The sequence below is a fragment of the Burkholderia stagnalis genome (genome assembly GCF_902830275.1).
Lineage (GTDB): Bacteria > Pseudomonadota > Gammaproteobacteria > Burkholderiales > Burkholderiaceae > Burkholderia > Burkholderia stagnalis.
On the sequence record NZ_CADESW010000001.1, the window covers coordinates 408,424 to 434,938 of the forward strand.

At 69.9% G+C, this 26,515-nt stretch carries 29 protein-coding genes; 18 read left to right on the forward strand and 11 right to left on the reverse strand.

Translation table 11 applies throughout. The annotated features are described in order from the left end of the window. Positions 1-81 precede the first annotated feature (81 nt). Complete coding sequence (locus HWY45_RS01780; RefSeq protein WP_059566041.1) at positions 82-1,608, reverse strand: AMP nucleosidase; 1,527 nt, start codon at positions 1,606-1,608, stop codon at positions 82-84. 131 nt (positions 1,609-1,739) lie between these two features. Between HWY45_RS01780 and HWY45_RS01785 the strand changes: the two genes are divergently transcribed. From HWY45_RS01785 to HWY45_RS01805, 5 genes are all read left to right on the forward strand, one after another. Beyond that, a complete protein-coding gene (locus HWY45_RS01785; RefSeq protein ID WP_059565949.1) occupies positions 1,740-2,135 on the forward strand; it encodes a hypothetical protein in 396 nt (131 codons plus the stop codon). Positions 2,136-2,248: 113 nt separating this feature from the next. Further along, positions 2,249-3,247 (forward strand): homoserine kinase, encoded by a 999-nt coding sequence (locus tag HWY45_RS01790; protein ID WP_059884347.1) that lies wholly within the window; start codon positions 2,249-2,251, stop codon positions 3,245-3,247. Next, a complete protein-coding gene (locus tag HWY45_RS01795) occupies positions 3,238-4,050 on the forward strand; it encodes a BPSS1780 family membrane protein (RefSeq protein WP_059808687.1) in 813 nt (270 codons plus the stop codon). Before HWY45_RS01790 ends, HWY45_RS01795 begins: the two co-directional genes overlap by 10 nt. Before the next feature lie 168 nt (positions 4,051-4,218). Next, positions 4,219-4,671, forward strand: coding sequence for a MarR family winged helix-turn-helix transcriptional regulator (locus HWY45_RS01800; RefSeq protein WP_059884348.1), 453 nt, complete (start codon positions 4,219-4,221; stop codon positions 4,669-4,671). A gap of 138 nt (positions 4,672-4,809) precedes the next feature. Continuing rightward, on the forward strand, positions 4,810-5,229 hold the full coding sequence (locus HWY45_RS01805) for an organic hydroperoxide resistance protein (protein ID WP_059565945.1): 420 nt from the start codon (positions 4,810-4,812) through the stop codon (positions 5,227-5,229). Between the two features lie 108 nt (positions 5,230-5,337). Here the strand turns inward: HWY45_RS01805 and HWY45_RS01810 are convergent, their stop codons facing one another. After that, positions 5,338-5,514, reverse strand: coding sequence for a DUF3563 family protein (locus HWY45_RS01810; protein ID WP_006399432.1), 177 nt, complete (start codon positions 5,512-5,514; stop codon positions 5,338-5,340). Positions 5,515-5,595: 81 nt separating this feature from the next. Continuing rightward, positions 5,596-6,711: an extracellular catalytic domain type 1 short-chain-length polyhydroxyalkanoate depolymerase gene (locus HWY45_RS01815; RefSeq protein WP_059884349.1), complete on the reverse strand. Its 1,116-nt coding sequence runs from the start codon at positions 6,709-6,711 to the stop codon at positions 5,596-5,598. Between the two features lie 251 nt (positions 6,712-6,962). Between HWY45_RS01815 and HWY45_RS01820 the strand changes: the two genes are divergently transcribed. The 4 genes from HWY45_RS01820 (at position 6,963) to HWY45_RS01835 (ending at position 10,006) form a co-directional block, all read left to right on the forward strand. After that, positions 6,963-7,661 (forward strand): phosphatase PAP2 family protein, encoded by a 699-nt coding sequence (locus HWY45_RS01820; RefSeq protein WP_059884350.1) that lies wholly within the window; start codon positions 6,963-6,965, stop codon positions 7,659-7,661. A gap of 151 nt (positions 7,662-7,812) precedes the next feature. Next, a complete protein-coding gene (gene modA, locus HWY45_RS01825) occupies positions 7,813-8,613 on the forward strand; it encodes a molybdate ABC transporter substrate-binding protein (RefSeq protein ID WP_059808699.1) in 801 nt (266 codons plus the stop codon). Between the two features lie 15 nt (positions 8,614-8,628). After that, on the forward strand, positions 8,629-9,303 hold the full coding sequence (gene modB / locus HWY45_RS01830) for a molybdate ABC transporter permease subunit (protein ID WP_059565941.1): 675 nt from the start codon (positions 8,629-8,631) through the stop codon (positions 9,301-9,303). Between the two features lies 1 nt (position 9,304). Next, positions 9,305-10,006: a sulfate/molybdate ABC transporter ATP-binding protein gene (locus HWY45_RS01835; protein WP_059884351.1), complete on the forward strand. Its 702-nt coding sequence runs from the start codon at positions 9,305-9,307 to the stop codon at positions 10,004-10,006. A gap of 70 nt (positions 10,007-10,076) precedes the next feature. Here HWY45_RS01835 and HWY45_RS01840 read toward each other — a convergent pair whose 3' ends face one another. The 3 genes from HWY45_RS01840 to HWY45_RS01850 form a co-directional block, all read right to left on the reverse strand. Then, positions 10,077-10,913, reverse strand: a complete 837-nt coding sequence (locus HWY45_RS01840) for a TOBE domain-containing protein (protein ID WP_059884352.1) — start codon at positions 10,911-10,913, stop codon at positions 10,077-10,079. Positions 10,914-10,964: 51 nt separating this feature from the next. Further along, positions 10,965-12,596, reverse strand: coding sequence for a CHAD domain-containing protein (locus tag HWY45_RS01845; protein WP_059884353.1), 1,632 nt, complete (start codon positions 12,594-12,596; stop codon positions 10,965-10,967). A 126-nt stretch (positions 12,597-12,722) separates the two neighbouring features. Next, complete coding sequence (locus HWY45_RS01850; protein ID WP_059565937.1) at positions 12,723-13,106, reverse strand: tautomerase family protein; 384 nt, start codon at positions 13,104-13,106, stop codon at positions 12,723-12,725. 109 nt (positions 13,107-13,215) lie between these two features. Between HWY45_RS01850 and HWY45_RS01855 the strand changes: the two genes are divergently transcribed. From HWY45_RS01855 to HWY45_RS01875, 5 genes are all read left to right on the forward strand, one after another. Beyond that, positions 13,216-14,073 carry a LysR family transcriptional regulator gene (locus HWY45_RS01855; RefSeq protein WP_059565936.1) on the forward strand — a complete coding sequence of 286 codons (858 nt, stop codon included), beginning with the start codon at positions 13,216-13,218 and terminating at the stop codon, positions 14,071-14,073. Positions 14,074-14,112: 39 nt separating this feature from the next. Continuing rightward, positions 14,113-15,042, forward strand: coding sequence for a DMT family transporter (locus HWY45_RS01860; RefSeq protein WP_059884354.1), 930 nt, complete (start codon positions 14,113-14,115; stop codon positions 15,040-15,042). Positions 15,043-15,106: 64 nt separating this feature from the next. Beyond that, complete coding sequence (locus tag HWY45_RS01865; protein WP_059884355.1) at positions 15,107-15,886, forward strand: sensor histidine kinase; 780 nt, start codon at positions 15,107-15,109, stop codon at positions 15,884-15,886. Between the two features lie 82 nt (positions 15,887-15,968). After that, positions 15,969-17,312 carry a hemolysin family protein gene (locus HWY45_RS01870; protein WP_059565933.1) on the forward strand — a complete coding sequence of 448 codons (1,344 nt, stop codon included), beginning with the start codon at positions 15,969-15,971 and terminating at the stop codon, positions 17,310-17,312. Further along, positions 17,309-17,890 (forward strand): thiamine phosphate synthase, encoded by a 582-nt coding sequence (locus tag HWY45_RS01875; RefSeq protein ID WP_059884356.1) that lies wholly within the window; start codon positions 17,309-17,311, stop codon positions 17,888-17,890. The genes HWY45_RS01870 and HWY45_RS01875 overlap by 4 nt, the downstream gene beginning before the upstream one ends. A 117-nt stretch (positions 17,891-18,007) precedes the next feature. Here the strand turns inward: HWY45_RS01875 and HWY45_RS01880 are convergent, their stop codons facing one another. After that, positions 18,008-19,642, reverse strand: a complete 1,635-nt coding sequence (locus HWY45_RS01880) for a DUF3459 domain-containing protein (protein WP_059884494.1) — start codon at positions 19,640-19,642, stop codon at positions 18,008-18,010. 602 nt (positions 19,643-20,244) lie between these two features. On the opposite strand from HWY45_RS01880, the gene HWY45_RS01885 reads away from it, so the two are divergent. Beyond that, positions 20,245-20,952, forward strand: coding sequence for a class I SAM-dependent methyltransferase (locus HWY45_RS01885; protein ID WP_059884497.1), 708 nt, complete (start codon positions 20,245-20,247; stop codon positions 20,950-20,952). Positions 20,953-21,034: 82 nt separating this feature from the next. After that, positions 21,035-21,703, forward strand: a complete 669-nt coding sequence (locus tag HWY45_RS01890) for a glutathione S-transferase (protein WP_059808726.1) — start codon at positions 21,035-21,037, stop codon at positions 21,701-21,703. Between the two features lie 28 nt (positions 21,704-21,731). On the opposite strand, the gene HWY45_RS01895 is transcribed toward HWY45_RS01890, so the two are convergent. Next, positions 21,732-22,385: a DUF1345 domain-containing protein gene (locus tag HWY45_RS01895; RefSeq protein WP_059565929.1), complete on the reverse strand. Its 654-nt coding sequence runs from the start codon at positions 22,383-22,385 to the stop codon at positions 21,732-21,734. A gap of 136 nt (positions 22,386-22,521) precedes the next feature. Here HWY45_RS01895 and HWY45_RS01900 point away from each other — a divergent pair, with 136 nt between their 5' ends. Next, entirely contained in the window at positions 22,522-23,253 is a 732-nt protein-coding gene (locus HWY45_RS01900; protein ID WP_059884357.1) for a metallophosphoesterase, read from the forward strand. Positions 23,254-23,265: 12 nt separating this feature from the next. Here the strand turns inward: HWY45_RS01900 and HWY45_RS01905 are convergent, their stop codons facing one another. Then, positions 23,266-23,973, reverse strand: a complete 708-nt coding sequence (locus HWY45_RS01905) for an RES family NAD+ phosphorylase (RefSeq protein ID WP_059884358.1) — start codon at positions 23,971-23,973, stop codon at positions 23,266-23,268. Beyond that, the gene (locus HWY45_RS01910; protein WP_059565926.1) at positions 23,964-24,383 is read right to left on the reverse strand and encodes an MbcA/ParS/Xre antitoxin family protein; all 420 of its coding nucleotides are present in this window, start codon (positions 24,381-24,383) and stop codon (positions 23,964-23,966) included. The genes HWY45_RS01905 and HWY45_RS01910 overlap by 10 nt, the downstream gene beginning before the upstream one ends. Positions 24,384-24,638: 255 nt before the next feature. Here HWY45_RS01910 and HWY45_RS01915 point away from each other — a divergent pair, with 255 nt between their 5' ends. Then, positions 24,639-25,421, forward strand: a complete 783-nt coding sequence (locus tag HWY45_RS01915; RefSeq protein WP_059884499.1) for an ABC transporter substrate-binding protein — start codon at positions 24,639-24,641, stop codon at positions 25,419-25,421. Between the two features lie 99 nt (positions 25,422-25,520). On the opposite strand, the gene HWY45_RS01920 is transcribed toward HWY45_RS01915, so the two are convergent. After that, positions 25,521-26,492, reverse strand: coding sequence for a type II secretion system F family protein (locus tag HWY45_RS01920; RefSeq protein ID WP_059808735.1), 972 nt, complete (start codon positions 26,490-26,492; stop codon positions 25,521-25,523). Between the last annotated feature and the right edge of the window lie 23 nt (positions 26,493-26,515).

The window sequence follows — 26,515 nt, forward strand, 5'->3', positions numbered from 1 at the left end:
CAGGCACGCGGCCGGACAGCGTGCGCGCGCCGGCCGCCGTGAAGCCCGGCGGGGCATCGACATCCCCGCGGGCCGCGCGCTTTACTGGAACGCCACTTCCGCGAAGCTCCGCAGCTTCCGACTATGCAGCTTGTCGAGCCCGTTGGTTCGCAGGATCTCCATCGCCTTCACGCCGATCTGCAGATGCTGGTCGACCTGCGCGCGATAGAACTGATCGGCCATGCCCGGCAGTTTCAGTTCGCCATGCAGCGGCTTGTCCGACACGCATAGCAGCGTGCCGTACGGCACGCGGAAGCGGAAGCCGTTCGCGGCGATCGTCGCGCTCTCCATGTCGAGCGCGATCGCGCGGCTCTGCGACAGCCGCTGCACCGGCTCGCGATGATCGCGCAGCTCCCAGTTGCGGTTGTCGACGCTCGCGACCGTGCCGGTGCGCATCACGCGCTTCAGCTCCGTGCCGTCGAGCCGCGTGACATCCGCGACCGCGCGCTCGAGCGCCAGCTGCACTTCCGCGAGCGCCGGGATCGGCACCCACAGCGGCAGGTCGGCGTCCAGCACGTGATCCTCGCGCACATAGCCGTGCGCGAGCACGTAGTCGCCGAGGCGCTGCGTGTTGCGCAGGCCCGCGCAGTGGCCGAGCATCACCCACGCGTGCGGGCGCAGCACCGCGATGTGGTCGGTGATCGTCTTTGCATTCGACGGCCCGACGCCGATGTTGACCATCGTGATCCCGCTGCCGTCCGCGCGCTTCAGATGGTACGCGGGCATCTGCGGCAGGCGCGGCGGCGCCGAGCCTTCCGACGGCTCGCCACCGAGATTCTCGTTGTACGTGACGACGTCGCCCGGCTCGACGAACGCGCTGTATTCGCTGCGGTACGCGCGCACCTCGGGATCGTCGCTCTCCGTCATCATCATGCGGCCGAGCTTCACGAACTCGTCGATGTAGAACTGGTAGTTCGTGTACAGCACGTAGTTCTGGAAGTGCGTGGGCGACGTCGCGGTGTAGTGGCGCAGCCGGTGCAGCGAGAAATCGACTCGCGCGGCCGTGAACAGCGCGAGCGGGTGCGGCTCGCCCGGCGCCGGCTCGAACGTGCCGTTGACGATGCGGTCGTCGAGGTACGACAGGTCGGGCGTATCGAACACGTCGCGCATCGCGAGCAGGCTGTCGCGATCGAGTTCGCCTTCGAGGTGGATGCCTTCCGGAAACGCGAAATGAATTGGAATCGGCTGCGACGACACGCCGACCTCGATCTTGACCTGGTGGTTCTTCGCGAGCAGGCGCAGCTGCTCGCGATAGTAGTTCGAGAAAAGATCCGGCCGGGTCACCGTCGTCTCGAACACGCCCGGGCCCGCGACGAAGCCGTACGAACGGCGCGAATCGACGTGCGTGTTGACGTCGGTGCGCACGCGCACGAACGGGTAGCACGCGCGCACGTGCTCGGTGATCGGCTCGTGGCGGCGATAGCGCGCGAATGCATCGCGCAGGAAACCGGCGTTGGCTTCGTAGATCGCGGACAGCCGCGCGACCGCGCCGATTGCGTCGTCGAATGCTTCGACCGGCGGGCTTTCCGGGGTCAGCATCCGGTGTCTGCGGCTCAAATCGTTCTTCATTTTCATCACCTCGTCTGATCGACCGACATTACCACGGAACCTTGCCGGGCTGATGGTCGCGCCCCGCGCGCGCGGCAGCCGGAAGGCGCGCAGTATTTGCTAAAATCGAACGGTTAATTGGGAGAGTCACAATGAAGCCGCTCATTCTCGTCGCCGCTGCCGCCGCGTTTGCCGCCGCCAGCGTCGCCTACGCCGCCGGCGGCACGCCGAGCGCCGACGCACAGGCCCAGGCCGATGCCAACGAAGCCGCCGGCCTGCCGGATCTCCGGAAGATCAACCGGCCCGGCGCCGAAGTCACCTCCAAGGTCGATTTCAGCGACATCCGCCGCACGCCGAGCTTCCACGAAAAAAGCAAGAACGGCACGGAAGTCACCGAGTACCGCGATCGCGGCAAGCCGGTCGAGATCGACGTGAAGTCGAACTTCGGCACCCGCTACCAGATGAGCGCGTCGCCGGACACGTCGCCGAAGCCGCACGACGCGAGCATTCCGATTACGCGCCTGCCGTCGGTCAACCTGCGCTACTGACGCATGGCCCGCGCCGCGCCGGCACCGGCCGCGGCGCACACGGCTCTCCCCGCATCTCCTTTTCCGCGACGCATGCGCCCGCGTGCCCGCCAACCTGACTCGACGCATCTCGCATGGCCGTTTTCACCGCTGTTTCCGACACCGATCTCGCGCACTGGATGCGCCACTACGCGCTGGGCGACGTCGTCGCGTTCCGTGGCATTTCGTCCGGCATCGAGAACAGCAATTTCTTCCTGACGACGACGCGCGGCGAATACGTCCTCACGATCTTCGAAAAGCTCACGGCCGAACAGCTGCCGTTCTATCTCGACCTGATGCGCCACCTGGCCGGCCACGGCGTACCGGTGCCGGACCCGGTGCCGCGCGACGACGGCACGCTGTTCGGCGAGCTGCACGGCAAGCCGGCCGCGATCGTCACGAAGCTCGACGGCGCGACCGAGCTGGCGCCCGGCGTCGAGCACTGCATCGAGGCGGGGCAGATGCTCGCGCGCATGCACCTGGCCGGCCGCGACTACCCGCGCACCCAGCCGAACCTGCGCAGCCTGCCGTGGTGGCAGGAGAACGTGCCGACGATCGCGCCGTTCGTGGACGCCGACCGGCTCGCGCTGCTCGAAAGCGAGCTCGCGCACCAGACGCGCTTCTTCGCCTCCGCCGACTACGCGGCGCTGCCCGGCGGCCCGTGCCACTGCGACCTGTTCCGCGACAACGCGATGTTCGCGCACGCGGCGCCCGGCACGGGCCACAGCGTGCGGCTCGGCGGTTTCTTCGACTTCTATTTCGCGGGCTGCGACAAGTGGCTGTTCGACGTCGCGGTGACCGTCAACGACTGGTGCGTCGACCTCGCGACGGGCGTGCTCGACAACGCGCGCGCGGACGCGCTGCTGCGCGCGTACCAGACCGTCCGGCCGTTCACCGCCGAGGAGCGCCGCCACTGGGGCGACATGCTGCGCGCCGGCGCGTACCGCTTCTGGGTGTCGCGCCTGTACGACTTCTACCTGCCCCGCGCGGCCGAGATGCTCAAGCCGCACGACCCGGGCCATTTCGAACGCATCCTGCGTGAGCGTATCGCGTATACGCCCGTGCTTCCCGAGACCCAATCCGCATGCAACTGATCGAAGTCCCCGCGAAGACGGGCTATGTCTGGTTCCGTCAAGGCATCTGGCTGTTCCGCCGCAACCCGCTCGCGTTCATCACGCTGTTCTTTACTTATCTGCTCGCGATCACGCTGGTGTCGATGGTGCCGGTGATCGGCGCGGCGCTGCCGCTGCTGTTCATTCCCGGCATCGCGGTCGGCTTCATGGCCGCCTGCCGCGACACGGTCGCCGGCAAGCCGGTGATGCCGACGATCCTCGTCGACGGCTTCCGCTCGTATGGCCATGTCGCGACCCAGCGGCTGCTCGTGCTCGGCGTGATCTACGTCGTGTCGATGGTGCTCGTGTTCGCCGCGTCGTCGCTGGTCGACGGCGGGGCGCTGTTCAGCGCGATGATGGGTGCGACGGGCGAGACGAGCCCGACGCCGGAAACGCTCGCCGCGCAAGGCACCGTCGGCGCGCTGTTCCTTGCAACCGCGCTCTACCTGCCGGTCGCGATGCTGTTCTGGTTCGCGCCGGTGCTCACCGCGTGGCACGACATCCCGCCGGCGAAAGCGATGTTCTTCAGCGTCGTCAGCTGCTGGCGCAACCGCGGCGCGTTCACGATCTACGGCCTGCTCTGGTTCAGTGTCGCGCTCGGCACGTCGCTGGTGCTGTCGCTGGTGCTGCAGGCGCTCGGCGCCGGGGCGTATGCGCTGACGCTGATGATGCCGGTGACGATCATCATCGTCACGATGCTGTACTGCTCGTTCTATGCAACCTACCGCGGCTGCTTCGGCGTGCAGGAACCCGGCGCGCCGGCCAAGCCGTCGTCGGGCCGCTGACCCCGCTTTCGGCCGGCGCACCCGCCGCCGGCCGCCCTGCATCCCCCCTCTTTTCACCGGCACCGGGCAACGGACGCCCCGATCCCGCGCCCCCTGTTCAAGCGTATCGTTTGAGCGCAAAATCATTTGCATACAAATTATTTGCGCCAACACCGCACACCCTGAATCATGGACCGCCCGCCTGCACTGCCGCAGACACTCGACGAGCAATTGTGCTTCGCGCTCTACTCGACTTCGCACGCGATGACGAAGGCGTACAAGCCGCTGCTCGACAAGCTGTCGCTGACCTATCCCCAATATCTTGCGATGCTCGTCCTGTGGGAGCGTGACGATATCGCCGTCAAGGACATCGCCGCGCGGCTCGATCTCGATCCCGCGACGGTCACGCCGCTGCTCAAGCGCCTGGAAGCGCTCGGCTACGTCGAACGCGTGCGCAGCGCGGCGGACGAGCGCGTCGTGAACGTGCGCCTGACGAAGGACGGCCGCGCGCTGAAGGAAAGAGCGCGCTCGGTGCCCGCCGACCTGTTTTGCGCGATGCAGCAGACGCCGGAATTCCTGGTTCGCTTGCGCACGGACCTGAAGCAGCTGCGCGACGCGCTGTCGGCGTCGTCGGACCACTGACAACCCGAGCCCGGCCCTGCCGGGCAATTTTTTCAAAATTTGATTTGCACACTAATGATTTGTGTTCTATATTTGTCTCGTGGCCGGCAGCAACGTGACTGACGGACCGCTTCCCACCCATTCGACAGGAGCAGGACCATGAACATTCTGTACAAGACGAGCGCAACGAGCACCGGTGGCCGCGACGGCCGTGCGGTTTCCGCCGACAACAAGCTGGAAGTGAAGCTCGCCGCGCCGCGCGAACTGGGCGGCACCGGCGCCGAAGGCACGAATCCGGAGCAGCTGTTCGCAGCAGGCTACTCGGCCTGTTTCCTGAGCGCGATGAAATTCGTCGCCGGCCAGAACAAGCAGGCGCTCCCGGCCGACACGCAGGTCACGGCCGAAGTGGGCATCGGCCCGAACGATGCAGGCGGCTTCGGGCTCGACGTCGAGCTGCGCGTGTCGCTGCCGGGCCTCGACAAGGCCGCCGCGCAAGCACTCGTCGAGAAGGCGCACCACGTGTGCCCGTACTCGAACGCAACGCGCAACAACGTGCCGGTGCGCCTGGTCGTCGCCTGACGCGACGCGCGTGCCCCATGCAAAAAGGGCGCGTGCGGCTCGATGCCGCACGCGCCCTTTTTGCGTGACTTGCCGGATCAGCGGGCCAACCGGCCCGCCTGGTGTCGCTTAACGTGCGCCGAACGAATACGGGCGATTCATCGCCGCTTCGCGATCGATCTTGCGCATGCGGAATTCGAGATCGTAGATGTCGGTGGCTTCGGACAGGTACGCCTCGGCACGCTCCTTCGCGGCCTGCTCGGCGTTCTTGGTCAGCATCAGGAAGAGGTGGCTCAGCAGGTACATGATCGATCTCGCAAATCCAGAGGTTCTTGACTAGGGTTTTCCCGAATTATAGGGAAAACCCTAGTCATTGACCAGCGTCGATCAGATGGTGCGTCGTTCCGCCGCCACAGCACGACGATGCCCCTCGAAAAAGGACCAGATCATCTCGCTCGCATCCGGGCCGACTGCCGCGTGGAACGGCACGGCCTCGTCACCGCCCGCCCATGCGTGGTCGAGCCCCTTGACGTGGCACAGGCGGACGACGGATGTACCGCCGCGGCGGTAATCGCAGACCTGCATGCCGGACTCGCGCGCCTCGACCCGCTCGCCGCCGCGCAGCGCGCCGCGGCTGTCCGCCAACCGGTTCAGGCGCAGGAACTGGGTCGCGAGCTGATCCGCGTTCTTCGGCGACACGACGTGGTCGCCGTCGCCGTGCACGATCAGCGCGGGCATGCCGGGGTGCGCCTGCTTGCCGACCAGCGCATCCACGGCCTCGATCGGGCTCTGGCGCAGGCCGCGCCGCATCACGTCCATCGCGGCGATGCCGGAATTGGCTTCGCCGAAGGCCGGTCCGGAATGCAGCGCGATCGCCGCGAAGCGCTCGGGGAAATGCAGCGCGAGCAGCGACGCGAGGCCCGCGCCGGCGGACAGCCCCGCAACGTAGACGCGCGACGCATCAAAGCGGTATTCGCCGACCAGCTTGTCGACCAGCGACGCGATCGCATGCGCTTCGCCGCGGCCGGCGCGCTCGGTGTCTTCATACCAGTGCCAGCAGCCGTGCGCATGCGCGCGCAGCGATTGCTCCGGATACAGCACCGCAAATCCGTACCGGTCGGCGAGCAGGTTCATCCGGGTGCCCTGCGCGAATTCGTCGATGGTCTGCTGGCAGCCGTGCAGCATCACGACGAGCGGCATGCCGGGGCGCCGGCGGCCAGGCGGCAGGTACAGGCCGTACGCGAGCTGCTGGACCAGCCGCCCGATCGCGGGCGCCATCGGCTGCTCGGCACGCGTCCACTCGCCGGCCGCCCACGCGGCGGCGCGCGGCCGGACCCGCGACTCGCGCGCGGGTGGCGGGGACAGATCTACGATAGCGGGCGACACTGCGGCCTCGATCACGTCGAGCGCCACGCGCTGCGCGTCGCGCGTCGCGCGTTTGGCGGGCGGGGACAGCATGCGTTTCATGCCGCCCAACCACATTTTCGTCAGACTTTTCGTCATCGATCGGGGCTCGCATTCAAGAAAATTGGGGGCGCTACAAGGAGCGCTTCGTTCGGCTTTGTGCAATGCACCATAACACCGTTTCTGGGATTTTTCCTGCGCAAGGATAGTTCCCGCAGGCGCAAAAATCGGGCCCCATGCATGTGCGACGCTATACTGGCGTTTCGCCGCTTGTATCCGTTGTAGTCGCTCTTCCCGGCTCGCGCGTTGATTAAGCATCCGTCCCGCCCCTGCTCGTTTTTCCTGCCCCGATGTTCGACCTTCCGTCTCACCTGTGGATCTCGATCACCGCGTTCGGTGGCGCCGGCCTGACGTTGCCGCTCGCCGTCACGATCGCCGTCTGGCTCGCGCTCGGCTATTCGTGGCGCCGCGCCGCCGCATGGCTCGCCGTGCTCGCGGGCGCGATCGGCGTGGTCGCGCTCACGAAGATCGCGTTCCTCGGCTGGGGCATCGGCATCCGCGCATGGGATTTCACCGGCTTCAGCGGCCATGCGATGCTGTCCACGTCGGTCTACCCGGTCGCGCTGTTCCTGATGCTGATCCGCACGCGTACGCCGGTGCGGCTGCTCGGCATCGCGCTCGGGCTCGCGGCGGGCATCGCGGTGGGCGTGTCGCGCGTCGCGCTCGCCGCGCATTCGCCGTCCGAATCGGTCACCGGCTGCATCGTCGGCGCGCTCGCCGCGCTGATCTTCATCGCCGGCTCGTGGCACGCGCAGCCGCACCGCTGGTCGGTGCCGGCCGTCGTCGCGAGCCTCGTGCTCGTCACCGTCGCGCTGCACGGCATCTCCGTGCCGTCGCACCGCTGGGTGACCAAGGTCGCGCTGCAGCTGTCCGGCCACGAGCGGCCGTTCGTGCGCGCGCGCTGGAAGGCCAATCCGAACTATCGCCCGGCGTCGCAGCCGTCGTCGCTGCAGCGCACCGATTCGGCGCCGCCGCCGCTGCACGCGTAAGCGACAATCGGCCGCACCGCGCGCGCCCCGCGCCCGGCCTTCGTTCTCCCCCTCAACATGCGCATGCCGTCCGTCGCATGCGCGGTATGTCGAGCGTTATAACCCGCCCTATATTACGATTACGGTTTCCTCCATTCGAACGACGCTCACCATGCGCACATCTGTCCGCCCGCTTCGCCGCACCCTGCTCCGCCTGCTGCCGCTCGCCGCGCTCGCCGCCGGAATCGGGTTCAACGCACCTGCCTGCGCGGCCGGCGAACTGGTCGTATCGGCGGCCGCCAGCCTGACGAATGCGTTCAAGGCGGTCGGCGACGCGTACGAGAAGCAGCATCCGGGCACCAGGGTGCTGTTCAATTTCGGCGCATCGGACGTGCTGATGCAGCAGATCGTCAAGGGCGCGCCGGCCGACGTGTTCGCATCCGCCGACCAGAAGGCGATGGACCGCGCGGCCGACGAGAAGGTGATCGCGCCCGGCACGCGGCGCGATTTCGCCGCGAATTCGCTCGTGCTGATCGTGCCGGTCGACAGCCGTGCCGCCGCGCCGGCGTCGCTGCACGACCTGGCGGCGCCCGGCGTGAAGCGCGTCGCGTATGGCGACCCGGCGTCGGTGCCGGTTGGCCGCTACACCGAAGGCGCGCTGCGCGCGGCGGGTGTCTGGGACGCGGTCAGCGCAAAGGGCGTGCTGGCCGCCAACGTGCGCCAGAGCCTCGATTACGTCGCGCGCGGCGAAGTCGACGCGGGCTTCGTGTTCGGCACCGACGCAGCGGTAATGCCCGGCCGCGTGAAGGTCGCGCTGACGGTGCCGACCCAGACCGCGATCACCTATCCGATCGCGGTGGTCAAGGACAGCCAGCACGCCGCGCAGGCCCAGTCGTTCGTCGATTTCGTCACGTCGCCGCAGGGCCAGAAGGTGCTCGCGACGTTCGGGTTCAAGCCGGCCGCCGGCAAGTAAGAAGCGAGCTGTGACATGCATGACGCCTGGGTTCCGCTGCTGCTGTCGCTGAAGGTGGCCGGCTGGGCGACCGCGCTCGACATCGTGCTCGGTGTCGCGGCCGCGTTCGCGCTGGCGCGCTGGCGCTCGCCCGCGCGCGACGTGGTCGACTCGCTGCTGACGCTGCCGCTCGTGCTGCCGCCGACGGTGCTCGGCTATTACCTGCTGGTGCTGCTCGGGCGGCGCGGCATGGTCGGCGCATGGCTCGACCAGCTCGGCATCCAGCTCGTGTTTACGTGGCAGGGCGCGGTGATCGCGTCGATGGTCGTCGCGTTCCCGCTGATCCTGAAATCGGCGCGCGCGGCGTTCGAAGGCGTCGACCCGCAGCTCGAGCGCGCCGCGCGCACGCTCGGCCTCGGCGAAGCCGCGGTGTTCTTCCGCGTGACGCTGCCGCTCGCCGCGCGCGGCATTCTCGCGGGCGCGCTGCTCGCGTTCGCGCGCGCGCTCGGCGAATTCGGCGCGACGCTGATGATCGCGGGCAACCTGCCCGGCCGCACGCAGACGCTGTCGGTCGCCGTCTATGCGGCCGTGCAGGCCGGCGACGACGGCACCGCCAACCTGCTCGTGATCGTCACGTCGATCACCTGCGTGGTGGTGCTGCTCGCGGCGGGCCGCCTGGTGCCGTCGCGCACCTTGAGCGGGGCACGTTGAGATGAGCCTCGCCGTCGACATCCGCAAGACCTACGCGACCGCGGAGCGCCGTTTCACGCTCGACGTGTCGTTTACGGCAGCGACGCAGCGCGTCGTGCTGTTCGGGCCGTCCGGCGCGGGCAAGAGCCTGACGCTGCAGGCGATCGCGGGGCTGCTCGCGCCCGATGCCGGCACCATTTCGCTGAACGGCGAGCCGCTGTTCGACGCGGCGCGCCGCATCGACGTGCCGACCCGCGCGCGCCGCGTCGCCTACCTGTTCCAGGATTACGCGCTGTTTCCGCACCTGAACGTGCGCCAGAACATCGCGTTCGGGCTGACGCCCGGCCTGCGCAACCCGCGCGCGAAGGCGCTGCCGCCCGAAGTCGCGTACTGGCTGCGCGCGTTCGAGCTGGATGCGCTCGCTGGGCATTTTCCCGCGCAATTGTCCGGCGGGCAGAAGCAGCGCGTCGCGCTCGCCCGCGCCCTGATCGCGCAGCCGCGCATCCTGCTGCTCGACGAGCCGTTCGCGGCGCTCGACGGCGCGATGCGCCGGCGGATGCGCGACGAACTCGCCGAATTGCAGGCGCGGCTCGACATTCCGATGGTGCTGATCACGCACGATCCGGACGACGTCGCCGCATTCGGCGACCAGGTGGTGCAGTTGAGCGAAGGACGTGTGCTGGCGGCGAGCCCGCACGCGGCGTGGCCGACGCGCGTCGTGTAGCGACGTCGTGTAGCGATAGGGCGGCGCGCTCGCGCAACGTCCGTCATCCACTGCGGCGCTGCACCGCGCGTTACGCCGTCACCGCGAGAATCACGCTCGACGCCTTGAACAGCGCGATCGCCCGCTGACCGGCGACGAGCCCCAGCGCGTCGACGCTGTCGTTCGTGACGACCGCGGTCAGCGTGCCGCCGCCGTCGAGCGCGAGCGTCACCTCGCCGTTCACCGCGCCGCCCTTCACCATCTCGACCGCGCCATGCAGCTGGTTGCGCGCCGACACCTTGACGGCGGGCGCGCCGTCGTCGACCGCGAGCATGACCCACGACGCCTTGACGAGCGCGCAGGCGTCCGCGCCGACCTGCAGGCCGAGCGCCTCGGTGCTTTCATGCGTCAGCACCGCGACGATCGCCTGGCCGCCGGGCAGCGCCAGCGCCACCTCGTCGTTGACGGCGCCGCGCCGGATCGACGCAACCTTTCCGAACAGCTGGTTGCGCGCGCTGGTTTTCATGCCGATTCTCCCGATCAGCGCCCAGTCGACGTCGAAGCCGGCCACCGCCGCGCTCGCCGATTCGATGAAGCGGCGATGCTCGCGCTCGATCGTGCGGAACGCCGCGATCAGCGACGTCGCGCGCGGCGTCAGCGCCGTGCCGCCGCCGCCCTTGCCGCCGGCCGCGCGCTGCACGAGCGGCTCGCCGGCGAGGTTGTTCATCGTATCGATCGCGTCCCACGCGGCCTTGTAGCTGATGCCGACCGCCTTCGCCGCACGCGTGATCGAACCAGTCTCGCCGATCGCCGCGAGCAGCGCGATGCGGGCCGTGCCGCCGAGCGTCTGCGCGCCCGCGCGCAGCCACAGTTCGCCGCCCAGTTCGAGCGGCTCGGTGAAGGGAGGCGATTGCGAATCGGTGCTCATCGGTCGGCGTGGACAGGACGGGCGGACATTATAGGCAGCGCGTGGGCGCGCCTAGCCGGACAGCTTCGGCGGGCGCAGGCCGGCGAGCAGCGCCTCGGCGTCGCGCGCCGCGCGCTGCTCGAGCGCCGCGCCATAGCCGCGCACGAAGCCGAGTTGATACGGCGGCGCGGCCAGCTGCTCGAGGTGCTGCAGCGCGACGATCGTATCGTTCGCCTCGCCGAGCACGGTCTGCACGCGCGCCAGCGTCTTGACCGTCTCGGTGCGCGTGCGGCGCGACGCCAGCGACGCGAAGAACTCCAGCGCGTAGCGCAGGCGTTTCGCATCGATCCGCACCTGGTGGCGCGCGATGGTGTCGAGCGTCGTGAGCGACGGCGCGCCGTACAGATGACCGAACAGCCGCCGCACACGCTTGGTCGCGTGCCGCTTCAGCGATGGCGCGGTATCTTCCGCGGCGGGCGGCAGCACGAACGCGGCGAGCCATTCGAGCCAGCCGATCGTGAGCCGCACATACCGCGCCGAATGCAGCCCCTGCCGCAATTCAACGCGCGCCGCCACGCACTGCGCGCGCGCGGCGTCGAGCGTGCCGGCCCATTCGCTGCTGTCGCTGTCGCCGTCGGCGGCGATCAGCGCGGGCAGGCTCTCGGTCGAGAACACGTCCCAGTCGCGCACCGTGCCGAGCAACGCGGCCAGCCAGCACAGGTCCGCGTCGAACCTGTCCTGCCAGCCGGCGTTCGCATAGCGCGGGAAGAAACGCATCAGCGTGCGCAGGCGGCGCAGCGCGACGCGCATCTGGTGGATGAACTCGGGGTCGTCGCGCTCGAGCACGCCGCTTTCGTTGCCGAGCCACTGCGCGGCGATGTCGCCCGACAGCGCGAACAGCGCCGCGCGCTGCGTGCGCACGCCGCTCAGGTCGACGAGCTGCGCCTTCACCGGCGCGGCCGCCGCCAGCGTGCCCGCGCACGCGCGATCGATCACGCTCGTCAGTTGCACGAACGCGGGCCACGCGCCGCTCAGCTCGCGCGCGGCCGCGAACAGCGCGCGCAGCGCGGCGGCGCGCGCGTCGGGCGCCTCCCAGTCCGGCGCCGCGAGCCGCAGTTCGCAGTAGCGGCGCGGTGCGTCGTCGATGCCGTGGATCGTGACGTCGTCGAGCGTCATCTCGACCACCACGCCGCTGTCGTCGGCCCAGCGGCCGCGCCGCCGCTCGCTGACGAGCCGCACGCGTGCGGCCTCGCCGAATGACGGCACGGCGGGTTCGGCGGACGTGACGATTTCAGGCGCGACGGCGGCTTCCGCGTCGGCATCGGGCGTTGCGCCCGGTTCGGGCGAATCGTTCGATTCCGGCGATGCAACGACGATGCCCGCATGCGCCGCGTCGAAGATCTCGCGCAGCGTCACGCCGGGCGCGAGCGGGCGCGTGCGTGCCGCAACGACGCGCCGCTCCTTCGCGGTGGATTCGACCCAGGTCCACCATTGCGCGCCGGGGCTCGGCTCGGCCTCGACGACCTGGCACGGCTCGATCGTCACGCGTTCGACGCCGCGCCTCATCCTGACCTGCGGGCAGATCCGCCACGCCCGGCCGAGCTCCGCGCCGAACTCGCGCTGCGCGCCGCGCGCGCGGCTCCCCGGCGCGGCCGGCCAACCCTCCAACGACATGCACAACACGACTTCCAGCACACGCGACATGGACGCTCCCGCTCATGATGAGTCGCCGGCGCCTCGCTCGCGCCGGCGTCGCTCGTGATGCAGGGTCCATGGTACACGGCTCGATATCGCGCGCGGCCGCCCGGCCGAGGCGCCGCGTGCCGAGGATCAAACGACGTACTGGGCGATGCCGTTGCCGAACGACCAGTCTTCCTTCAGCACCTCGACGAGGCTGATGAACACGTCCTGCGGCCGCACGCCGGGCTGCTGCGCGAGGTGCTCGACGATCGTCCGGTACAGCGCCTGCTTCTGCTCCAGCGTGCGCGTGTTGTTCGCCGTGATCTGGATCATCACGAGATCGTCGCTGCGCTCGATGTCGAGGTAATGGCGGCCGAACACGAAGTTCTCTTTCGCGTGCTCGGTCACGACCATGAAGATGTCGTCCTCGGGCACGTTGAAGGTGCGCATCAGCGCGCGATGCACGCCGTCGACGAGGGCGGCGCGATAGTCGGCCGGCTTGCCTTCGCGCAACGCGATTCGGGTGAAAGGCATGGTGGTGCTCCTGATGGTGACGTTGATGGAGGGAAACGCGACGTCAGGTTAAGCCCGCCGAACTATAATAAACAGTCATCAATGCATATTTCATCCATTTACACTGGAAATGAAAGTCCTTGACCTCGATGCGGTGCGGGCGTTCGTGCTGGTCGCCGATCTCGCCAGCTTCACGCGCGCGGCCGACGCGCTCGGCACCACGCAATCGGCCGTCAGCCTGAAGCTGAAGCGGCTGGAAGCCCACCTCGGCAAGCCGCTGCTCGCACGCACGCCGCGCGTCGTGAAACTCGCGGCCGACGGCGAGGTGTTCCTGCCCGCCGCCCGCGCGCTGCTGGACGCGCATGACCGGGCGCTCGGCGCGATCGCGACCGGCACGCACCGCCTGTCGCTGGGCGTCAGCGAGCACGTCGCGGTGCCGGACCTGCCGGCCGTGCTCACGTCGCTGCACCGGCAGGATCCGGGCCTGTCGCTCGAGATGCACCTCGGCACGTCGACGAACCTGCTCGCGCTGTACGACGAGCGCCGCCTCGACGCCGCGATCGTGCGCCACGAGCCCGGCGAGGACCCGCCGCGCGACGACGCCACGCTGCTGTTCACCGAGCCGCTCGTATGGCTCGCCGCGCCGGACTGGGCGCCGCGCGCGGACGAGCCGCTGCCGCTCGCGGTGCTGGCCGGCCCGTGCGGGGTGCGGGCCGCCGCGCTGCGTGCGCTCGACCATGCGGGCCGGCCGTGGCGCGAACGCTTCACGGGGGGCGGCGTGGCGGCGGTCGCGGCCGCCGCCGCCGCGGGGCTCGCGGTCTGCCCGCTGGCCCGGCGCGTCGCGCCGCGCACGCTGGTGGACGTCGGCGCGAAGTTCGGCCTGCCGCCGCTGCCGCACTCGCAGGTCGTGCTCTACACGCGCGTGCGCGACGCCCGCTCGGCGGCCGCGCTCCGGCGTTTTGCCGACAGCCTTGCAATCTCGGCGTAAACTGTCGGGTTTCGTCAGTCCTCCGCCTTACGAACCGTCATGACGCCCGCCGCCCGCCAACACCTCCGCGCCAACCTGCTGATGCTCGCCGCCGCCGCGATCTGGGGATCGGCGTTCGTCGCCCAGCGGCTGAGCCTCGACGTGATCGGGCCGTTCCTGTTCACCGGGCTGCGGTTCCTGCTCGGCGCGCTCGTGCTCGTGCCGCTGCTGGCGCTCAACACGGCGGCGCGCGCGCAGCTCGCGGCGATCCGCCGCGCGCCGGCGCGGCTGCTGCCGGGGCTGGCGCTCGGCGCGCTGCTCGCGGTGTCGATCTCGCTGCAGCAGATCGGCCTGCAATACACGCGGATCGCGAACGCGGGCTTCATCAGCTCGCTGTACGTCGTGATCGTGCCGCTGATCGGCGTGTTCGCGCGCCACCGGATCGGCGCCGGCACGTGGTTCGGCGCGCTGCTCGCGGCGATCGGGCTGTATTTCCTCAGCATCGACGAGCATTTCTCGGTGCTCTACGGCGACTGGTTCCAGCTGGCCGGCGCGATCATCATCGCCGCGCACGTGATGGCGGTCGGCCACCTCGCGCGGCGCTACGATCCGCTCGTGCTGGCGTTCCTGCAGTTCGCGACCTGCGGCACGCTGTGTCTCGCGGCCGGCCTCGCGGTCGAGCCGGTCAGCGTCGCGATGCTGCGCGGCGCGCTGCCGACGCTGCTGTACGGCGGCCTGCTGTCGGTCGGCGTCGGCTATACGCTGCAGGTCGTCGCGCAGCGCGATGCGGCGCCCGCGCACGCGGCGGTGATCTTCAGCATGGAAGGCGTGTTCGCCGCGATCGCGGGCTGGGCGGCGCTCGGCGAGACGCTGACGCTGCGCGCGCTGCTCGGCTGCGCGCTGATGCTCGCGGGGCTGCTCGCGTGCCAGCTGCTGCCGGGCAGCGACGCGAGAAACAAGGACGAAGACGAGGACGCCGTTCCGGCGTGACACGCACGATCCCTATAATGGCGGTTCCCGATTCACGACCAACCGCTTTCGACAGGCCCGCTCCGTGACGTCCGTTCCCGCCGATCCCGCCGCCGACCTGCTGCGCGAACGCGCAGCGCACTATGCCGCGCAGGCGGCGCTGTTCCTGCGCGACCAGGCGCTGTCGACTGCGTCCCACGACCTGCGCAGCCCGCTCAACGCGATGCACAGCTGGGCGTACGTGCTCGAGCGCCAGCTCGCGAATGCCGATCCGGCGCTGCAGCGCGCGCTCGCCGGCATCCGCACCGGCATCGACCAGCAGGTGAAGCTGATCGACGACGCGCTCGACGCGCCGCGCGCCGAAACCCGCACGCTCGCACTCGCGCCGCAGCCGTTCGCGCTGCGCCCGCTGCTCGACGACGTGCTCGCGCTCGCCCGCTTCGCGCTGGCCGATGCGCGCCAGGTGACGCTCGACGCCGCGCTGCCCGACGGCGCGCCGCACGTGCGCGCCGACCGCGAACGCGTCGCGCAGGCGCTGTGGACCCTGCTCGTCACGGCGGTCGAGGCGAGCGCCGCCGGCAGCCGCGTGGCGTTCTCCTGCACGCGCGACGGCGCGCGGCTCGTCGCCCGCGCCGCCTGCGACGTGAATGCCGGCGCGCTCGCCGACCCGGCCGCCCCTCACGTATTCGAGACCTTCGCGCGCCGCGAGATGCTGCGCGAGCGCGACGCGAAACGCGTCGCGTGGACGCTCGCGCTGGTGCAGCGCGTCGCGCTCGCGCACGGCGGCACGTTCACGCACGATCCGTTCGCCGACGGCGCGGCGGTCGCGCTCACGCTCACCCTTCCCTGCGAGGCGCCCGTGTAAGCACCCGGCGACTCGACGCACAAATATTACGTTTGCCTTTCCGGCCCTATACTGACGGGCCTGTCATTACCGGAGCAATTCCTTGGTTCAGATCTTCGCGCTGATCGGCGCGTTGTTACTGGTGGCCCTCAACGGCTTTTTCGTCGCGGCCGAATTCGGCCTCGTCAAACTCCGCGCGACGCGCGTCAAGACCCTCGCCCGCAAGCGCGGCCTGCGCGGCCGCATTCTCGGGATCGTGCACGGGCGCCTCGACGCCTACCTCTCCGCGTGCCAGCTCGGCATCACGCTCGCGTCGCTCGGCCTCGGCTGGATCGGCGAACCCGCGTTCGCCGCGCTGATCGGCCCGCTGCTCGACCTGATCGGCATCCATTCCGAGCAGCTCGTACACCTGATCTCGCTGATCTTCGCGTTCTCGCTGATCTCGTTCCTGCACATCGTCGTCGGCGAACTCGCGCCGAAATCGATGGCGATCCGCCAGTCCGAGAAGGTCGGCCTGTGGGTCGCGCTGCCGCTCTATGCGTTCTATTGGGCGATGTACCCGGCGATCTGGGTGCTCAACAGCAGCGCGAACGCGGTGCTGAAGTTCGCGGGCCTGTCGGCCGACCACGGCGGCGACGCGCACTACTCGACCGACGAGCTGAAGCTGATCCTGCGCAGCCGCCGCAGCAGCGCCGGCAAGCCGGGCCAGGCGGCCCGCGGCGCGTACAGCAACGACGAATGGAACACGCTCGCGCATTCGCTCGACTTCTCGTCGATGACCGTGTCCGACCTGATGCGGCCGGCCCACGAGATGATCGGCCTGCGCCGCGACCTCCCGCTGCCGGACAACATGGAGATCGTCGCGCGGCACCGCTTCAGCCGCTATCCGCTGTTCGAGGACGCGTCGCGCGAACAGGTGAGCGGGCTGATCCACCTGAAGGACCTGCTGCTCGCCCGCCATGCGGGCGCCGCGCTGGAAGACCTGTCCGACTACGTGCGCCCGGTGCAGTACGTGAAGCCCGACACGCCGGCGCTCGAGCTGTTCCGCCGTTTCCGCAAGGGCGCGCCGCATTTCGCGCTGGTCGGCGACAAGGGCCATAAGCCGATCGGCTATCTGACGCTCGACAACCTGCTCGGCGCGCTCGTCGGCCAGATCCACGACGAGTTCCGCCAGGGCGACGCCGACTGGACCCGCCTCGACGACGGCACGCTGATGGGCAAGGGCAGCCTGCCCGTCGTGTCGCTCGAGCAGGCGCTCGGCATCGACATCGACGAGGGGCGCGCGGAATCCGTCGGCGGCCTCGTGATCCACGCGCTGAGCGACCTGCCGACCGAAGGCCAGCGGGTGGCGTTCGACCGCTTCGACGTCGTCGTGAAGAAGATGAACGGCCCGCGCATCGTGCTGGTGCGCGTCTATCCGAAGGTCGCGAAGGAAGCCGACGAGTGACCCCGCTGCCGCGCTGCTGCGTGATCACGCCGGAGCCGGCCTCCGCGTCGGACGCGGATTGCCGCGCGTTTCTCGACCGGCTGTCGGCCGTGCTCGCGCGCGGCGAGACGCTCGTGCAGCTGCGCGTGAAGTCGTTCGACGCCGCCGCGTTCGCGCGGCTCGCGGCCGACGCGCTCGCGCGCTGCGACGCGGCGGGCGCGCAACTGATGCTCAACGGCAGGATCGATGCGGCCGGCGTGACGGCGCTCGCCGGCGCCGGCTGGCACCTCGACGGCGCGGCGCTGCATGCGTCCGCGCAACGGCCGCTGCCGGCCGGGCGGCTCGTGTCCGCCGCGTGCCATACGCTCGACGACCTGCAGCACGCGGCGCGCATCGGCGTGGATTTCGTCACGCTGTCGCCGGTGCTGCCGACGCTCAGCCATCCGGGCGCGCCGGCGCTCGGCTGGGCCACGTTCGGCGCATGGGTCGCGCAGGTCGCGCTGCCCGTCTATGCGCTCGGCGGAATGACGCGCGCGCAACTCGCCGACGCGCGCCGCCACGGCGCGCACGGCATCGCGGGTATCCGCGGCTTCTGGTAGCGCAATCGCGCGCTCAAGCGCTCAAGCGCTCAAGCGCTCAAGCGCTCAAGCACTCAAGCACTCAAGCACTCAAGCACTCAAGCACTCAAGCACTCAGGCACTCAGGCACTCAGGCATTCAGGCGCGCATCCCGCGCAACATGCGATCGTCGATGCGGCGCACGTCGTGCGTCAGCGCGTACTCGTTGACGTCGCCCGTCAGCCACGCGACCAGCGAATACGGCGGCAGTTCGCCTTCATCGACCCGGTCGCGCGCGCGGCCCGGCGTCTCGAACACCACCATCCCCGCCGGGGCGTCGAACGGCACCGCCTCCGGCGACAGGTTCAGCGCGATGCTGAGCGTCTCGCCGTCGGCGAGCCGCCACGCCGCGAGCAGCGCATCGGCTTCGCCGGTGCTGCTCGTGCGCAGCGTATGCGCATCCTCCGGCCGGCAGTCGGCCAGCCGCGGCGCGATCAGCTTCGCCCGCACCGCGAGCGCCGACTGCACGAAATGCGCGCGCTCTAGATCGCGCGCGGTTTCGTCGAAGATCAGCGGAATCTGCGGCGTCAGCAGCGACAGCGCGAGCGCGGCCAGGCCCGCCTCACGATCCTCGCCGCAGTCCCGCAGCGCGCCGTCCGACAGCACCAGCGACGTCAGCGGCAGCGCGGTGTCGGCCGTGCCGCCTTCGCCGGCGGCCGTCGACGGCTGGAACGCGGCGCCGGCGGCCGTCAGCGCCCGCGCGAGCGTGTGGATCGACTGATGCGCGGAAAAGCCTTCGTGGCCGGACACGTCGCGGCCCGTCAGCCGGTGCAGCGCGCGTTCGCCGCAGCCGTTCCATTGCGCGTCGAAATGGGTGTCCGCGAGGTGCGCGGGATGGCGCTCGCTGCCGAGCACCAGGTGCACCAGCCGGTCGGCCTTCACGGCCGCGCGCACGCGGTCGGCGATCTCGCGCAGCCACGACACGCCGATGCGGTCCGCTTCGCGCAGCCGCAGGCCGTCGCAGCGGTATTCCTCGATCCAGTACAGCGCGTTGTCGCAGAAGAAGTCGCACACCTCCGGATAGTCGAGCGCGAGCGGCGACGCCTGCAGCGGATCGTCGCGGGTGTGGAAGAACGGCGCCGCGTAATGACGCAGCGCCTCCGTGCCGCTGCCGAAACGCGCGTAGTCGAGTTCGAGCAGCACCGCGAGGCCGTAGCCGTGCGCATCGTCGATCAACGCCTTCAGCGCGTCGGGGCCGCCTTCGGCCGCCAGCGGCGCGAACGGCAGGCTGTCGTGCGGCGACGCGAGCAGTTCGAGCGCGGTCACGCCGAGATGCGCGAGCTGCGGCAGCCGGCGGCGCACGCCGTCGAAGCCGCCGGCCGCATGCGGCCGGATCGCGTACAGCGCGATGTCTTCCCACGGGCGGCCGCGCCAGAACGTGTGGCGCCACGTGAACGCGCGCGGGTCGACCACCTCGCTCGGGCCGTGCAGCCCTTCGGGCTGCGAACGGGATGCGGGATCGGGAATCGACACCGCGTCATCGAGGCGATAGCGGTAGCGCGCGCCTGCGCCGCAGTCCGCGAACACTTCGAACCAGTTGGGGCCGGCGGGCGTCATCGGCATCGCGGTGAAGCCGCTGCCGGTGTCGAGCTCGAGCTGGACCTGCGTGCAGCCGGGCGCCCACACGCGGAAATGCGTGCGCGGCGACGTGCCGGCCGCGCCGCACGGCTGCGCGCCGAACGGCAGACAGTGAATGAAATGATGCGCATACGGATCGTGCGGACAATCGGACATCGTGCGCTCCTCGTGCGTGCCGGGCTGCACGGATGCGCCGTCGATCGGCGCAGGGAGGGCCTGGCATGCGGGTCGCCAAGCAGGAGGGAGGAAAGCAGTATGCGCCGGTTTTCGCGGCGGCGATCCGTACGACCGGACATTATTAATTGCGTATTGACCCCGGGGTTCCGGGTTCCGGGTTCCGGGTTCCGGGTTCCGGGTTCCGGGTTCCGGGTTCCGGGTTCCGGGTTCCGGGTTCCGGGTTCCGGGTTCCGGGTTCCGGGTTCCGGGTTCCGGGTTCCGGGTTCCGGGTTCCGGGTTCCGGGTTCCGGGTTCCGGGCTCAGGGCTCAGGGCTCAGGGCTCTCCCGGCACCGGCTCCCGGCACTGGCACCGGCACCGGCACCGGCTCCCGGCTCCCGGCTCCCGGCTCCCGGCCCCTGCGCTTCGCGCGAGCGCGCCGATGCCCGCGCATCGCGCATCGCGCATCGCGCATCGCGCATCGCGCCGCAACAAGGTAGTCGCGATACCGGAATGGCCGCTCGCCTTGTTGGCCATCGGCGTCGCGCTTACGCTCTGCGGCATCGCGCGGGCACGCCGTCCGCGCCCCCGCCGAGGACCCGCCATGTCGCTTCCCGCCAGCGCCGCGAAATTCGATCCGGCGCGCGCCGCCGAATACGCCGAGCAATCCCGCATCGCCCTCGCCGGCTACGACGCGTGCCACGAACTGGCCGCCTGCATGCTCGCGTCGACGATCGGCCGGCCGGACGCGCAACTGCTCGTCGCGGGCGCGGGCGGCACCGGCCAGGAAATCCTCGTCGCCGCCGCGCTCGAACCGGGCTGGCGCTTCACCGCCGCCGACCCGTCCGCGCCGATGCTGGCGCTCGCGCGCGGCAACGTCGAGGCCGCCGGGTACGGCGCGCGCACGCGCTTCGTCGAGGCCGAAGTCGACGCGCTGCCCGACACGGCCGCCTTTGACGGCGCGACGCTGATCGGCGTGCTGCACCACTTGCCCGGCGACGACGCGAAAGCCGCGCTGCTGCGCGCGATCGCGCGGCGGCTGAAGCCCGGCGCACCGCTCGTCGTCGCCGGCAACTACCGGCACTATGCGGCGCACCCGCGCCTGCTCGACGCGTGGCGGCAGCGCTGGCGGATGAAAGGCGCGACGCCCGACGTGGTGGACGCGAAGCTCGCGAAGATCCTGCAAGGCGCCGATCCGCCCGCGACCGAGGACGCCATCCACCGGTTGCTGCACGACGCCGGGTTCGACGCGCCGCTGCGCTTTTTCGCGAGCCTGTTCTGGGGCGCGTGGATCGCGGTGCGGCGCGCGTGACGGCACACGGGCCGCGAATGGACGTGCCGCCCGGTGCGCACACCCTCTATGATGAGGTTCCCGCCCCTGCCCCGGCCCGCCCATGCTCACCGTCCACCACCTGAACAACTCGCGTTCGCAGCGCGTGCTCTGGCTGCTCGAGGAACTCGGCGTGCCGTACGAGATCGTGCGCTACGCGCGCGACCCGAAGACGATGCTCGCGCCGCCCGCGCTGCGCGCGATCCATCCGCTCGGCAAGTCGCCGGTCGTCACCGACGACGGCCGCACCTTCGCCGAATCAGGCGCGATCGTCGACTACCTGGTCGAGCGCTACGGCGCGGGCCGCCTCGCGCCGCCGCCGGGCACGACGGAGCGGCTCGACTACACGTACTGGCTGCATTACGCGGAAGGCTCGGCGATGCCGCCGCTGCTGCTCAAGCTGGTCGCGCTGCGGATCGCGAACGCGCCGATGCCGTTCTTCGCGCGGCCGATCGCGCGCAAGATCGCCGCGACGCTGCAGTCGAGCTTCATCGATCCGCAGATCGCGCTGCATCTCGGCTACCTCGACGACACGCTGCGCCGCACCGGCTGGTTCGTCGGCGACAGCTTCAGCGCGGCGGACATCCAGATGAGCTTCCCGCTCGAAGCGGCGACCGCGCGCGGCGGCGGCAGCGCGCATCCGGCGATCGCGCGCTTCCTCGACACGATTCATGCGCGGCCTGCCTACCAACGCGCGCTCGAACGCGGCGGCCCGTACGCGCTGCTCGCGTGACGCGCCGCCGCGCGCCTGCGACGGCGGCTCAGCTCAACAGCCCGGCCGCGACGTTGATCGACAGGCCCAGCACGGCCATGTTGAAGTAGAACGAAAGAATCGACTGCGACAGCACCGCGCGCCGCGCCGGGCGGCTGCCGAGCGACACGTCGGCGGTTTGCGACGCGACCGCGATCGTGAACGAGAAGTACAGGAAATCCCAATAGTCGGGCTCGAGCTTGCTGTCCGGAAAGCGCAGCGCGCGCTCGCTGGCCGGCGACCCGTAGTAGAGCCGCGCGTAATGCAGCGTGAAGATCGTCGGGATCAGGAACCACGCGCCGAACAGCGTCGCAGCCGTCACCGCGTAATGGCCGAGCCCGGCGCGAAAGCCCACGTTCTTCGCGGTCGCCAGCTCGATCGCGATCGCCGCGACGCTCGCGACGGTCGCGACGCAGATCACCGTCAGCACGGTGGTCGCGTTCTGATCCTCGCGCATGGCGATCTCGCGCACCTTGTGATGGTGCGCGGTCACCATGCGTATCCACATCATCGCCAGGTACAGCCAGATCGCGACGTCCCAGCCGACCAGCGCCCGGGCGCCCGGGCGCAGCGGCGCGGGCAGCAGGAGCGCGCCGAGCACGCCCGCCACGAGCGCCGCCATCAGGCGCGGCCGGTTGCGTAATACCTGCGGATAAAGGGTCATCGTGGGTGTCCGAAAGCGAATGGAAAGGCGCCGGGCGGCGCGCGAAGGCCCGCTGCGGGCCGCCCGGCGGGTACCGCCCCGATTATCGCCATTCCGGCTCGGCGTGGCGACCGATGCCAGCGCCTAAGATAAGAAGATGACTGCCGCCCCCACCCTCTGCCGCCACCCCGCGAACACGGCGGGCCGCGATTTCGTCGTCGGCGATCTGCACGGCTGCCTCGGCCCGCTGCGCGCGCTGCTGCACGACGTCCGCTTCGACCCGGCCCGCGACCGCCTGTTCTCCGTCGGCGACCTGGTCGACCGCGGCCCCGAATCGGAAGCCGCGCTCGACCTGCTCGATCGCCCGTGGTGCCACGTCGTGCGCGGCAATCACGAGGAAGTGCTGTGCCTCGTCGCGCGCGGCCAGCTGCCGGCCGACGCGTGGCGCGGCATCGGCGGCGACTGGGGCGCGGACCTGCCGCCGGAGCGCCTGCACGCGCATGCGGCGCGGGTCGACACGCTGCCGCTCGTGCGTGTGATCGGCGACGGGCCCGCGCGCTTCAACGTGCTGCATGCGGAATTCTTCGGCCCGGATGCCGCGCTCGATACGGGCAGTTACGCGCCGGACGTGCGCGAGCGGCTGATCTGGGGGCGCGATCTCGTGCAGGGGCTCGCCGATCCCGTCCGGCAGGACGGCCTGTCGCTGACGTGCAGCGGCCATACGCCGGTGCGCGCACCGCTGCGGATCGGCGCGCAATGGTTCATCGACACGGGCGCGTTCGCGCCGGCCGGCCGGCTCACGCTCGTCGAGCCGCGCACCGGCAAGAGCTGGTCGGTGTCGCAAGCCGAGGCGCGCGAGCGGCATGCGGGCGAGTGGGCGTTGCCTTGACGCCGGCGGCCGCTACCCCACCTGGCTCAGCTCGAACACCGCATCGACCGCGTGGCCGTTCCAGTTGTATTCGAGATAGGCCGCGTGATGGCAGTCATGCAGGATCGCGGTGCGAAACGCCGCCAGGCATTCGCCGAGCGGATCGCGCACCGACGGATAGACGACGCCCGCCCCGCCCGCGTCGCGCACCGCCCGCCCGAGCGCCTGCCCCGCACCGTAATCGACCGGATGCAGCAGCGCCGGATCGCGCTGCGGCCACGCGCGCACGTCGGCCACCTCGCCCTGTGCGGCCACCGTATACAGCCGCATCTGCTGGCGCATCGGCGGCTCCTTCGTCGCGGCCAGGAACAGCGCGCTGTGGTAGCGGGTTTCCGCGATCGCCGTGTCGCGGGAGCGCGCGCAGTAGAACACGCCGTAGCTGCCGTCCGAGAAACGGCTGCCCTGCGGATTCAGATGCGTGAAGGCGGCCATGATCGGCCCCCAGCCGAGCCCGTAGCGGCGCTCGGCGGGCGGCACGAGGTCGAGCGCGCCCACTTCGTTGCGGATGCGGTCGTTGGTCAGCGATTCGAGCGCGTACAGCACGTCGAAATCGTCCGCCGACGCGACGCGGTCGAACAGGTTGATCGCCGGAAAGCGGGTGGGAATGACGCGATAGGCGGGCGCCCAGTCGAGGGCCGTGACCGGCCACTGCAGCGATGCGTCCGGAACGTTCACGCCCATCCGCCCCGCATCGCGTCGAGGTATTGGCGCACGGCGACGAGATCGCCGACGTTGCCGGCCAGCATGCGATCCAGCGCGCGCTTGCCGCCGAACGGCGCCGCGTCGTTCGGGCGCTTGACCCACGCGTCGGCGGCGGCCGGCTGCGGCAGCAGGATCTGCAGCGCCTTGTAGATGCCGAGCAGCAGCGACAGGCGTTCGAGCGTGTCGCGCGGCAGGCGCGCCGATTCCGGCGCCGCCTTCCACTTGAAGAACGTCGAGCGGCCGGGCGACCCGAGCAGCACGATCTGCTCGTCGATCGTCAGCGCCCAGTCGCGCGCGATGTTGAAGAACGCGCGCAGGCCGGCCGCCGACATCTGCGCGACCGAGGCCTGCGGCGGAACGGAATGCGGAAGGTGGGCGGGCTGGGACATGCTCGTTAGTCTCAAAACGAATTCACTAACAACATTAGTCCATTCTCGTATTTTTGCAAGGGTCGCCCCCCGTCGTCGCTTCGGTCACGTCTCTCGGCTCGCCTCATTCGCGCCGAATCGATATTTTTTGTCCATTCTGGACTCCGATTTTATTTTCTGTCTTAATGGCAGTGCGGAGGCCTAGCCGTCTCCACGCCCAGTCCGGCTGAACCGCGTCGTATGGAACCGGAAAGACCACGCCAAGGAATGCACACCATGAAGAGACTGATTGCCGCCGTTTCGATCGCCCTGCTCGCCGCATCCGCCGGCACCGCCGCCGCGAAGGACTGGACCACGCTGCGCTTCGGCACCGACGCGAGCTATGCGCCGTTCGAGTCGAAGGCGCCCGACGGCAAGCTCGTCGGCTTCGACATCGATCTCGGCAACGAGATCTGCGCGCGCCTGAAGGCGAAGTGCGTATGGGCGGAGAACGATTTCGACGGGATGATCCCGGCGCTGAAGGCGAAGAAGTTCGACGCGGTGCTGTCGTCGATGTCGATCACCGCGCAGCGCGCGGAGCAGATCGCGTTCACGACGAAGATCTACAACCAGCCGACGCGGCTCGTCGTGAAGAAGGGCTCGCCGCTGCTGCCGACCGGCGAATCGCTGAAGGGCAAGTCGGTGGGCGTCGAACAGGGCACGACGCAGGAAGCGTACGCGAAGGCGTACTGGGCGAAGCAAGGCGCGAACGTCGTGTCGTACCAGAACCAGGACGGCGTCTATGCGGACCTGCTGGCCGGCCGGCTCGACGCCGCGCTGCAGGACGAGGTGCAGGCCGCGATCGGCTTCCTGAAATCGCCGCGCGGCGCCGGCTACCAGTTCGTCGGGCCGGAACTCGTCGACGAGAAGGTGCTCGGCGTCGGCGCGGGCATCGGCCTGCGCAAGGAGGACGCGGACCTGAAGGCGAAGATCGACCGCGCGATCCTCGACATGGTGAAGGACGGCACCTACAGGCGGCTCGCGTCCAAATACTTCGACTTCGACATCTACGGCGGCTGACGCGGCCCGCCCCCGCCCCACCAAAAAGACGCGGCCGGACAAGCCGGCCGCCTCCCCTCCCCGCCGCCGTGATCCGGCGGCGCCCGTCGTCCGGAATTCTCAGCCGCCGCTCATCGACGCGAAGGTCGGCAGCAGGATCCGGTAGATGTGGATGAACGCCGGCCCGAGCAGCACCGTCAGCAGGGCCGGAAAGATGCAGAAGATCAGCGGGAACAGCAGCTTCAGCGCGATCTTCGCGGCGCGCTCCTCCGCGCGCATGCGCCGCCGCGTGCGCAGCATGTCGGACAGCACGCGCAGCGAATCGCCGATGCTCGTGCCGAAGCGATCGGCCTGGATCAGCATCGCGCAGAACGATTCGATGTCCTCGACGCCGGTGCGCAGCGCGAGATTGCGCAGCGCGGCTTCCTTCGTGAAGCCCGAGCGCATTTCGAGCAGCATCAGGTCGAGCTCGCTCGCGACCACCGGGCTGCGGAACTTCAGCTCCTCACACACCTTCAGCAGCGCGGAATCGAGGCTCAGGCCCGCTTCGACGCAGACGGTCAGCAAGTCGAGCGCGTCCGGGAAATCCTCGAAGATCACGCGCTGGCGCGTCGCGATCTTGCGCGACAGCACGGCGTTCGGCAGGTAATAGCCGATCGCGCCGAACAGCACGAGGATCATCGACAGCGTGTAGCGGCTCTCCGCGAGCTTGGTCGTGATCAGCGCCGGCAGCAGCATGGTCGGCAGCGCGATCGCGAGCAGCGTCTTGCAGGTGAAGTACACGCTCGCGGCGTTCGGCGTGCGCCAGCCGGCGTTCATCAGCCGGATCCGCAGCGGCGATTCTTCCCAGCCTTCCTTCGGCACCGACAGCTTCGAGATCGGCTTCGAGATCTCGGCCAGCTTCGCGACCCATTCGGCCGTGGCGCCGCCCGCCCCGTCGCCGCCGAGCGTCGCCGCGCCACCGCCCGCCTGCTGCAGGCGGCGCTGCATGTTGCGCGGCACGAAGACCAGCAGCGCCACCAGCGCGCCGGCGAAGACCGCCGCGAACAGCCCGGCGAGCATCAGGATTTGCATCGTGTTCAGGTTTTGCATGACAGCTCCTCGATCAGGTCGTG

What these genes read in the sequence shown, in the direction of transcription:
- HWY45_RS01780 (WP_059566041.1), bottom strand. Translation starts at nt 1,608, where the DNA reads ATGAAGAACGATTTGAGCCGCAGACACCGGATGCTGACCCCGGAAAGC.
- HWY45_RS01785 (WP_059565949.1), top strand. Translation starts at nt 1,740, where the DNA reads ATGAAGCCGCTCATTCTCGTCGCCGCTGCCGCCGCGTTTGCCGCCGCC.
- HWY45_RS01790 (WP_059884347.1), top strand. Translation starts at nt 2,249, where the DNA reads ATGGCCGTTTTCACCGCTGTTTCCGACACCGATCTCGCGCACTGGATG.
- HWY45_RS01795 (WP_059808687.1), top strand. Translation starts at nt 3,238, where the DNA reads ATGCAACTGATCGAAGTCCCCGCGAAGACGGGCTATGTCTGGTTCCGT.
- HWY45_RS01800 (WP_059884348.1), top strand. Translation starts at nt 4,219, where the DNA reads ATGGACCGCCCGCCTGCACTGCCGCAGACACTCGACGAGCAATTGTGC.
- HWY45_RS01805 (WP_059565945.1), top strand. Translation starts at nt 4,810, where the DNA reads ATGAACATTCTGTACAAGACGAGCGCAACGAGCACCGGTGGCCGCGAC.
- HWY45_RS01810 (WP_006399432.1), bottom strand. Translation starts at nt 5,514, where the DNA reads ATGTACCTGCTGAGCCACCTCTTCCTGATGCTGACCAAGAACGCCGAG.
- HWY45_RS01815 (WP_059884349.1), bottom strand. Translation starts at nt 6,711, where the DNA reads ATGACGAAAAGTCTGACGAAAATGTGGTTGGGCGGCATGAAACGCATG.
- HWY45_RS01820 (WP_059884350.1), top strand. Translation starts at nt 6,963, where the DNA reads ATGTTCGACCTTCCGTCTCACCTGTGGATCTCGATCACCGCGTTCGGT.
- modA (WP_059808699.1), top strand. Translation starts at nt 7,813, where the DNA reads ATGCGCACATCTGTCCGCCCGCTTCGCCGCACCCTGCTCCGCCTGCTG.
- modB (WP_059565941.1), top strand. Translation starts at nt 8,629, where the DNA reads ATGCATGACGCCTGGGTTCCGCTGCTGCTGTCGCTGAAGGTGGCCGGC.
- HWY45_RS01835 (WP_059884351.1), top strand. Translation starts at nt 9,305, where the DNA reads ATGAGCCTCGCCGTCGACATCCGCAAGACCTACGCGACCGCGGAGCGC.
- HWY45_RS01840 (WP_059884352.1), bottom strand. Translation starts at nt 10,913, where the DNA reads ATGAGCACCGATTCGCAATCGCCTCCCTTCACCGAGCCGCTCGAACTG.
- HWY45_RS01845 (WP_059884353.1), bottom strand. Translation starts at nt 12,596, where the DNA reads ATGTCGCGTGTGCTGGAAGTCGTGTTGTGCATGTCGTTGGAGGGTTGG.
- HWY45_RS01850 (WP_059565937.1), bottom strand. Translation starts at nt 13,106, where the DNA reads ATGCCTTTCACCCGAATCGCGTTGCGCGAAGGCAAGCCGGCCGACTAT.
- HWY45_RS01855 (WP_059565936.1), top strand. Translation starts at nt 13,216, where the DNA reads ATGAAAGTCCTTGACCTCGATGCGGTGCGGGCGTTCGTGCTGGTCGCC.
- HWY45_RS01860 (WP_059884354.1), top strand. Translation starts at nt 14,113, where the DNA reads ATGACGCCCGCCGCCCGCCAACACCTCCGCGCCAACCTGCTGATGCTC.
- HWY45_RS01880 (WP_059884494.1), bottom strand. Translation starts at nt 19,642, where the DNA reads ATGTCCGATTGTCCGCACGATCCGTATGCGCATCATTTCATTCACTGT.
- HWY45_RS01885 (WP_059884497.1), top strand. Translation starts at nt 20,245, where the DNA reads ATGTCGCTTCCCGCCAGCGCCGCGAAATTCGATCCGGCGCGCGCCGCC.
- HWY45_RS01890 (WP_059808726.1), top strand. Translation starts at nt 21,035, where the DNA reads ATGCTCACCGTCCACCACCTGAACAACTCGCGTTCGCAGCGCGTGCTC.
- HWY45_RS01895 (WP_059565929.1), bottom strand. Translation starts at nt 22,385, where the DNA reads ATGACCCTTTATCCGCAGGTATTACGCAACCGGCCGCGCCTGATGGCG.
- HWY45_RS01900 (WP_059884357.1), top strand. Translation starts at nt 22,522, where the DNA reads ATGACTGCCGCCCCCACCCTCTGCCGCCACCCCGCGAACACGGCGGGC.
- HWY45_RS01905 (WP_059884358.1), bottom strand. Translation starts at nt 23,973, where the DNA reads ATGGGCGTGAACGTTCCGGACGCATCGCTGCAGTGGCCGGTCACGGCC.
- HWY45_RS01910 (WP_059565926.1), bottom strand. Translation starts at nt 24,383, where the DNA reads ATGTCCCAGCCCGCCCACCTTCCGCATTCCGTTCCGCCGCAGGCCTCG.
- HWY45_RS01915 (WP_059884499.1), top strand. Translation starts at nt 24,639, where the DNA reads ATGAAGAGACTGATTGCCGCCGTTTCGATCGCCCTGCTCGCCGCATCC.
- HWY45_RS01920 (WP_059808735.1), bottom strand. Translation starts at nt 26,492, where the DNA reads ATGCAAAACCTGAACACGATGCAAATCCTGATGCTCGCCGGGCTGTTC.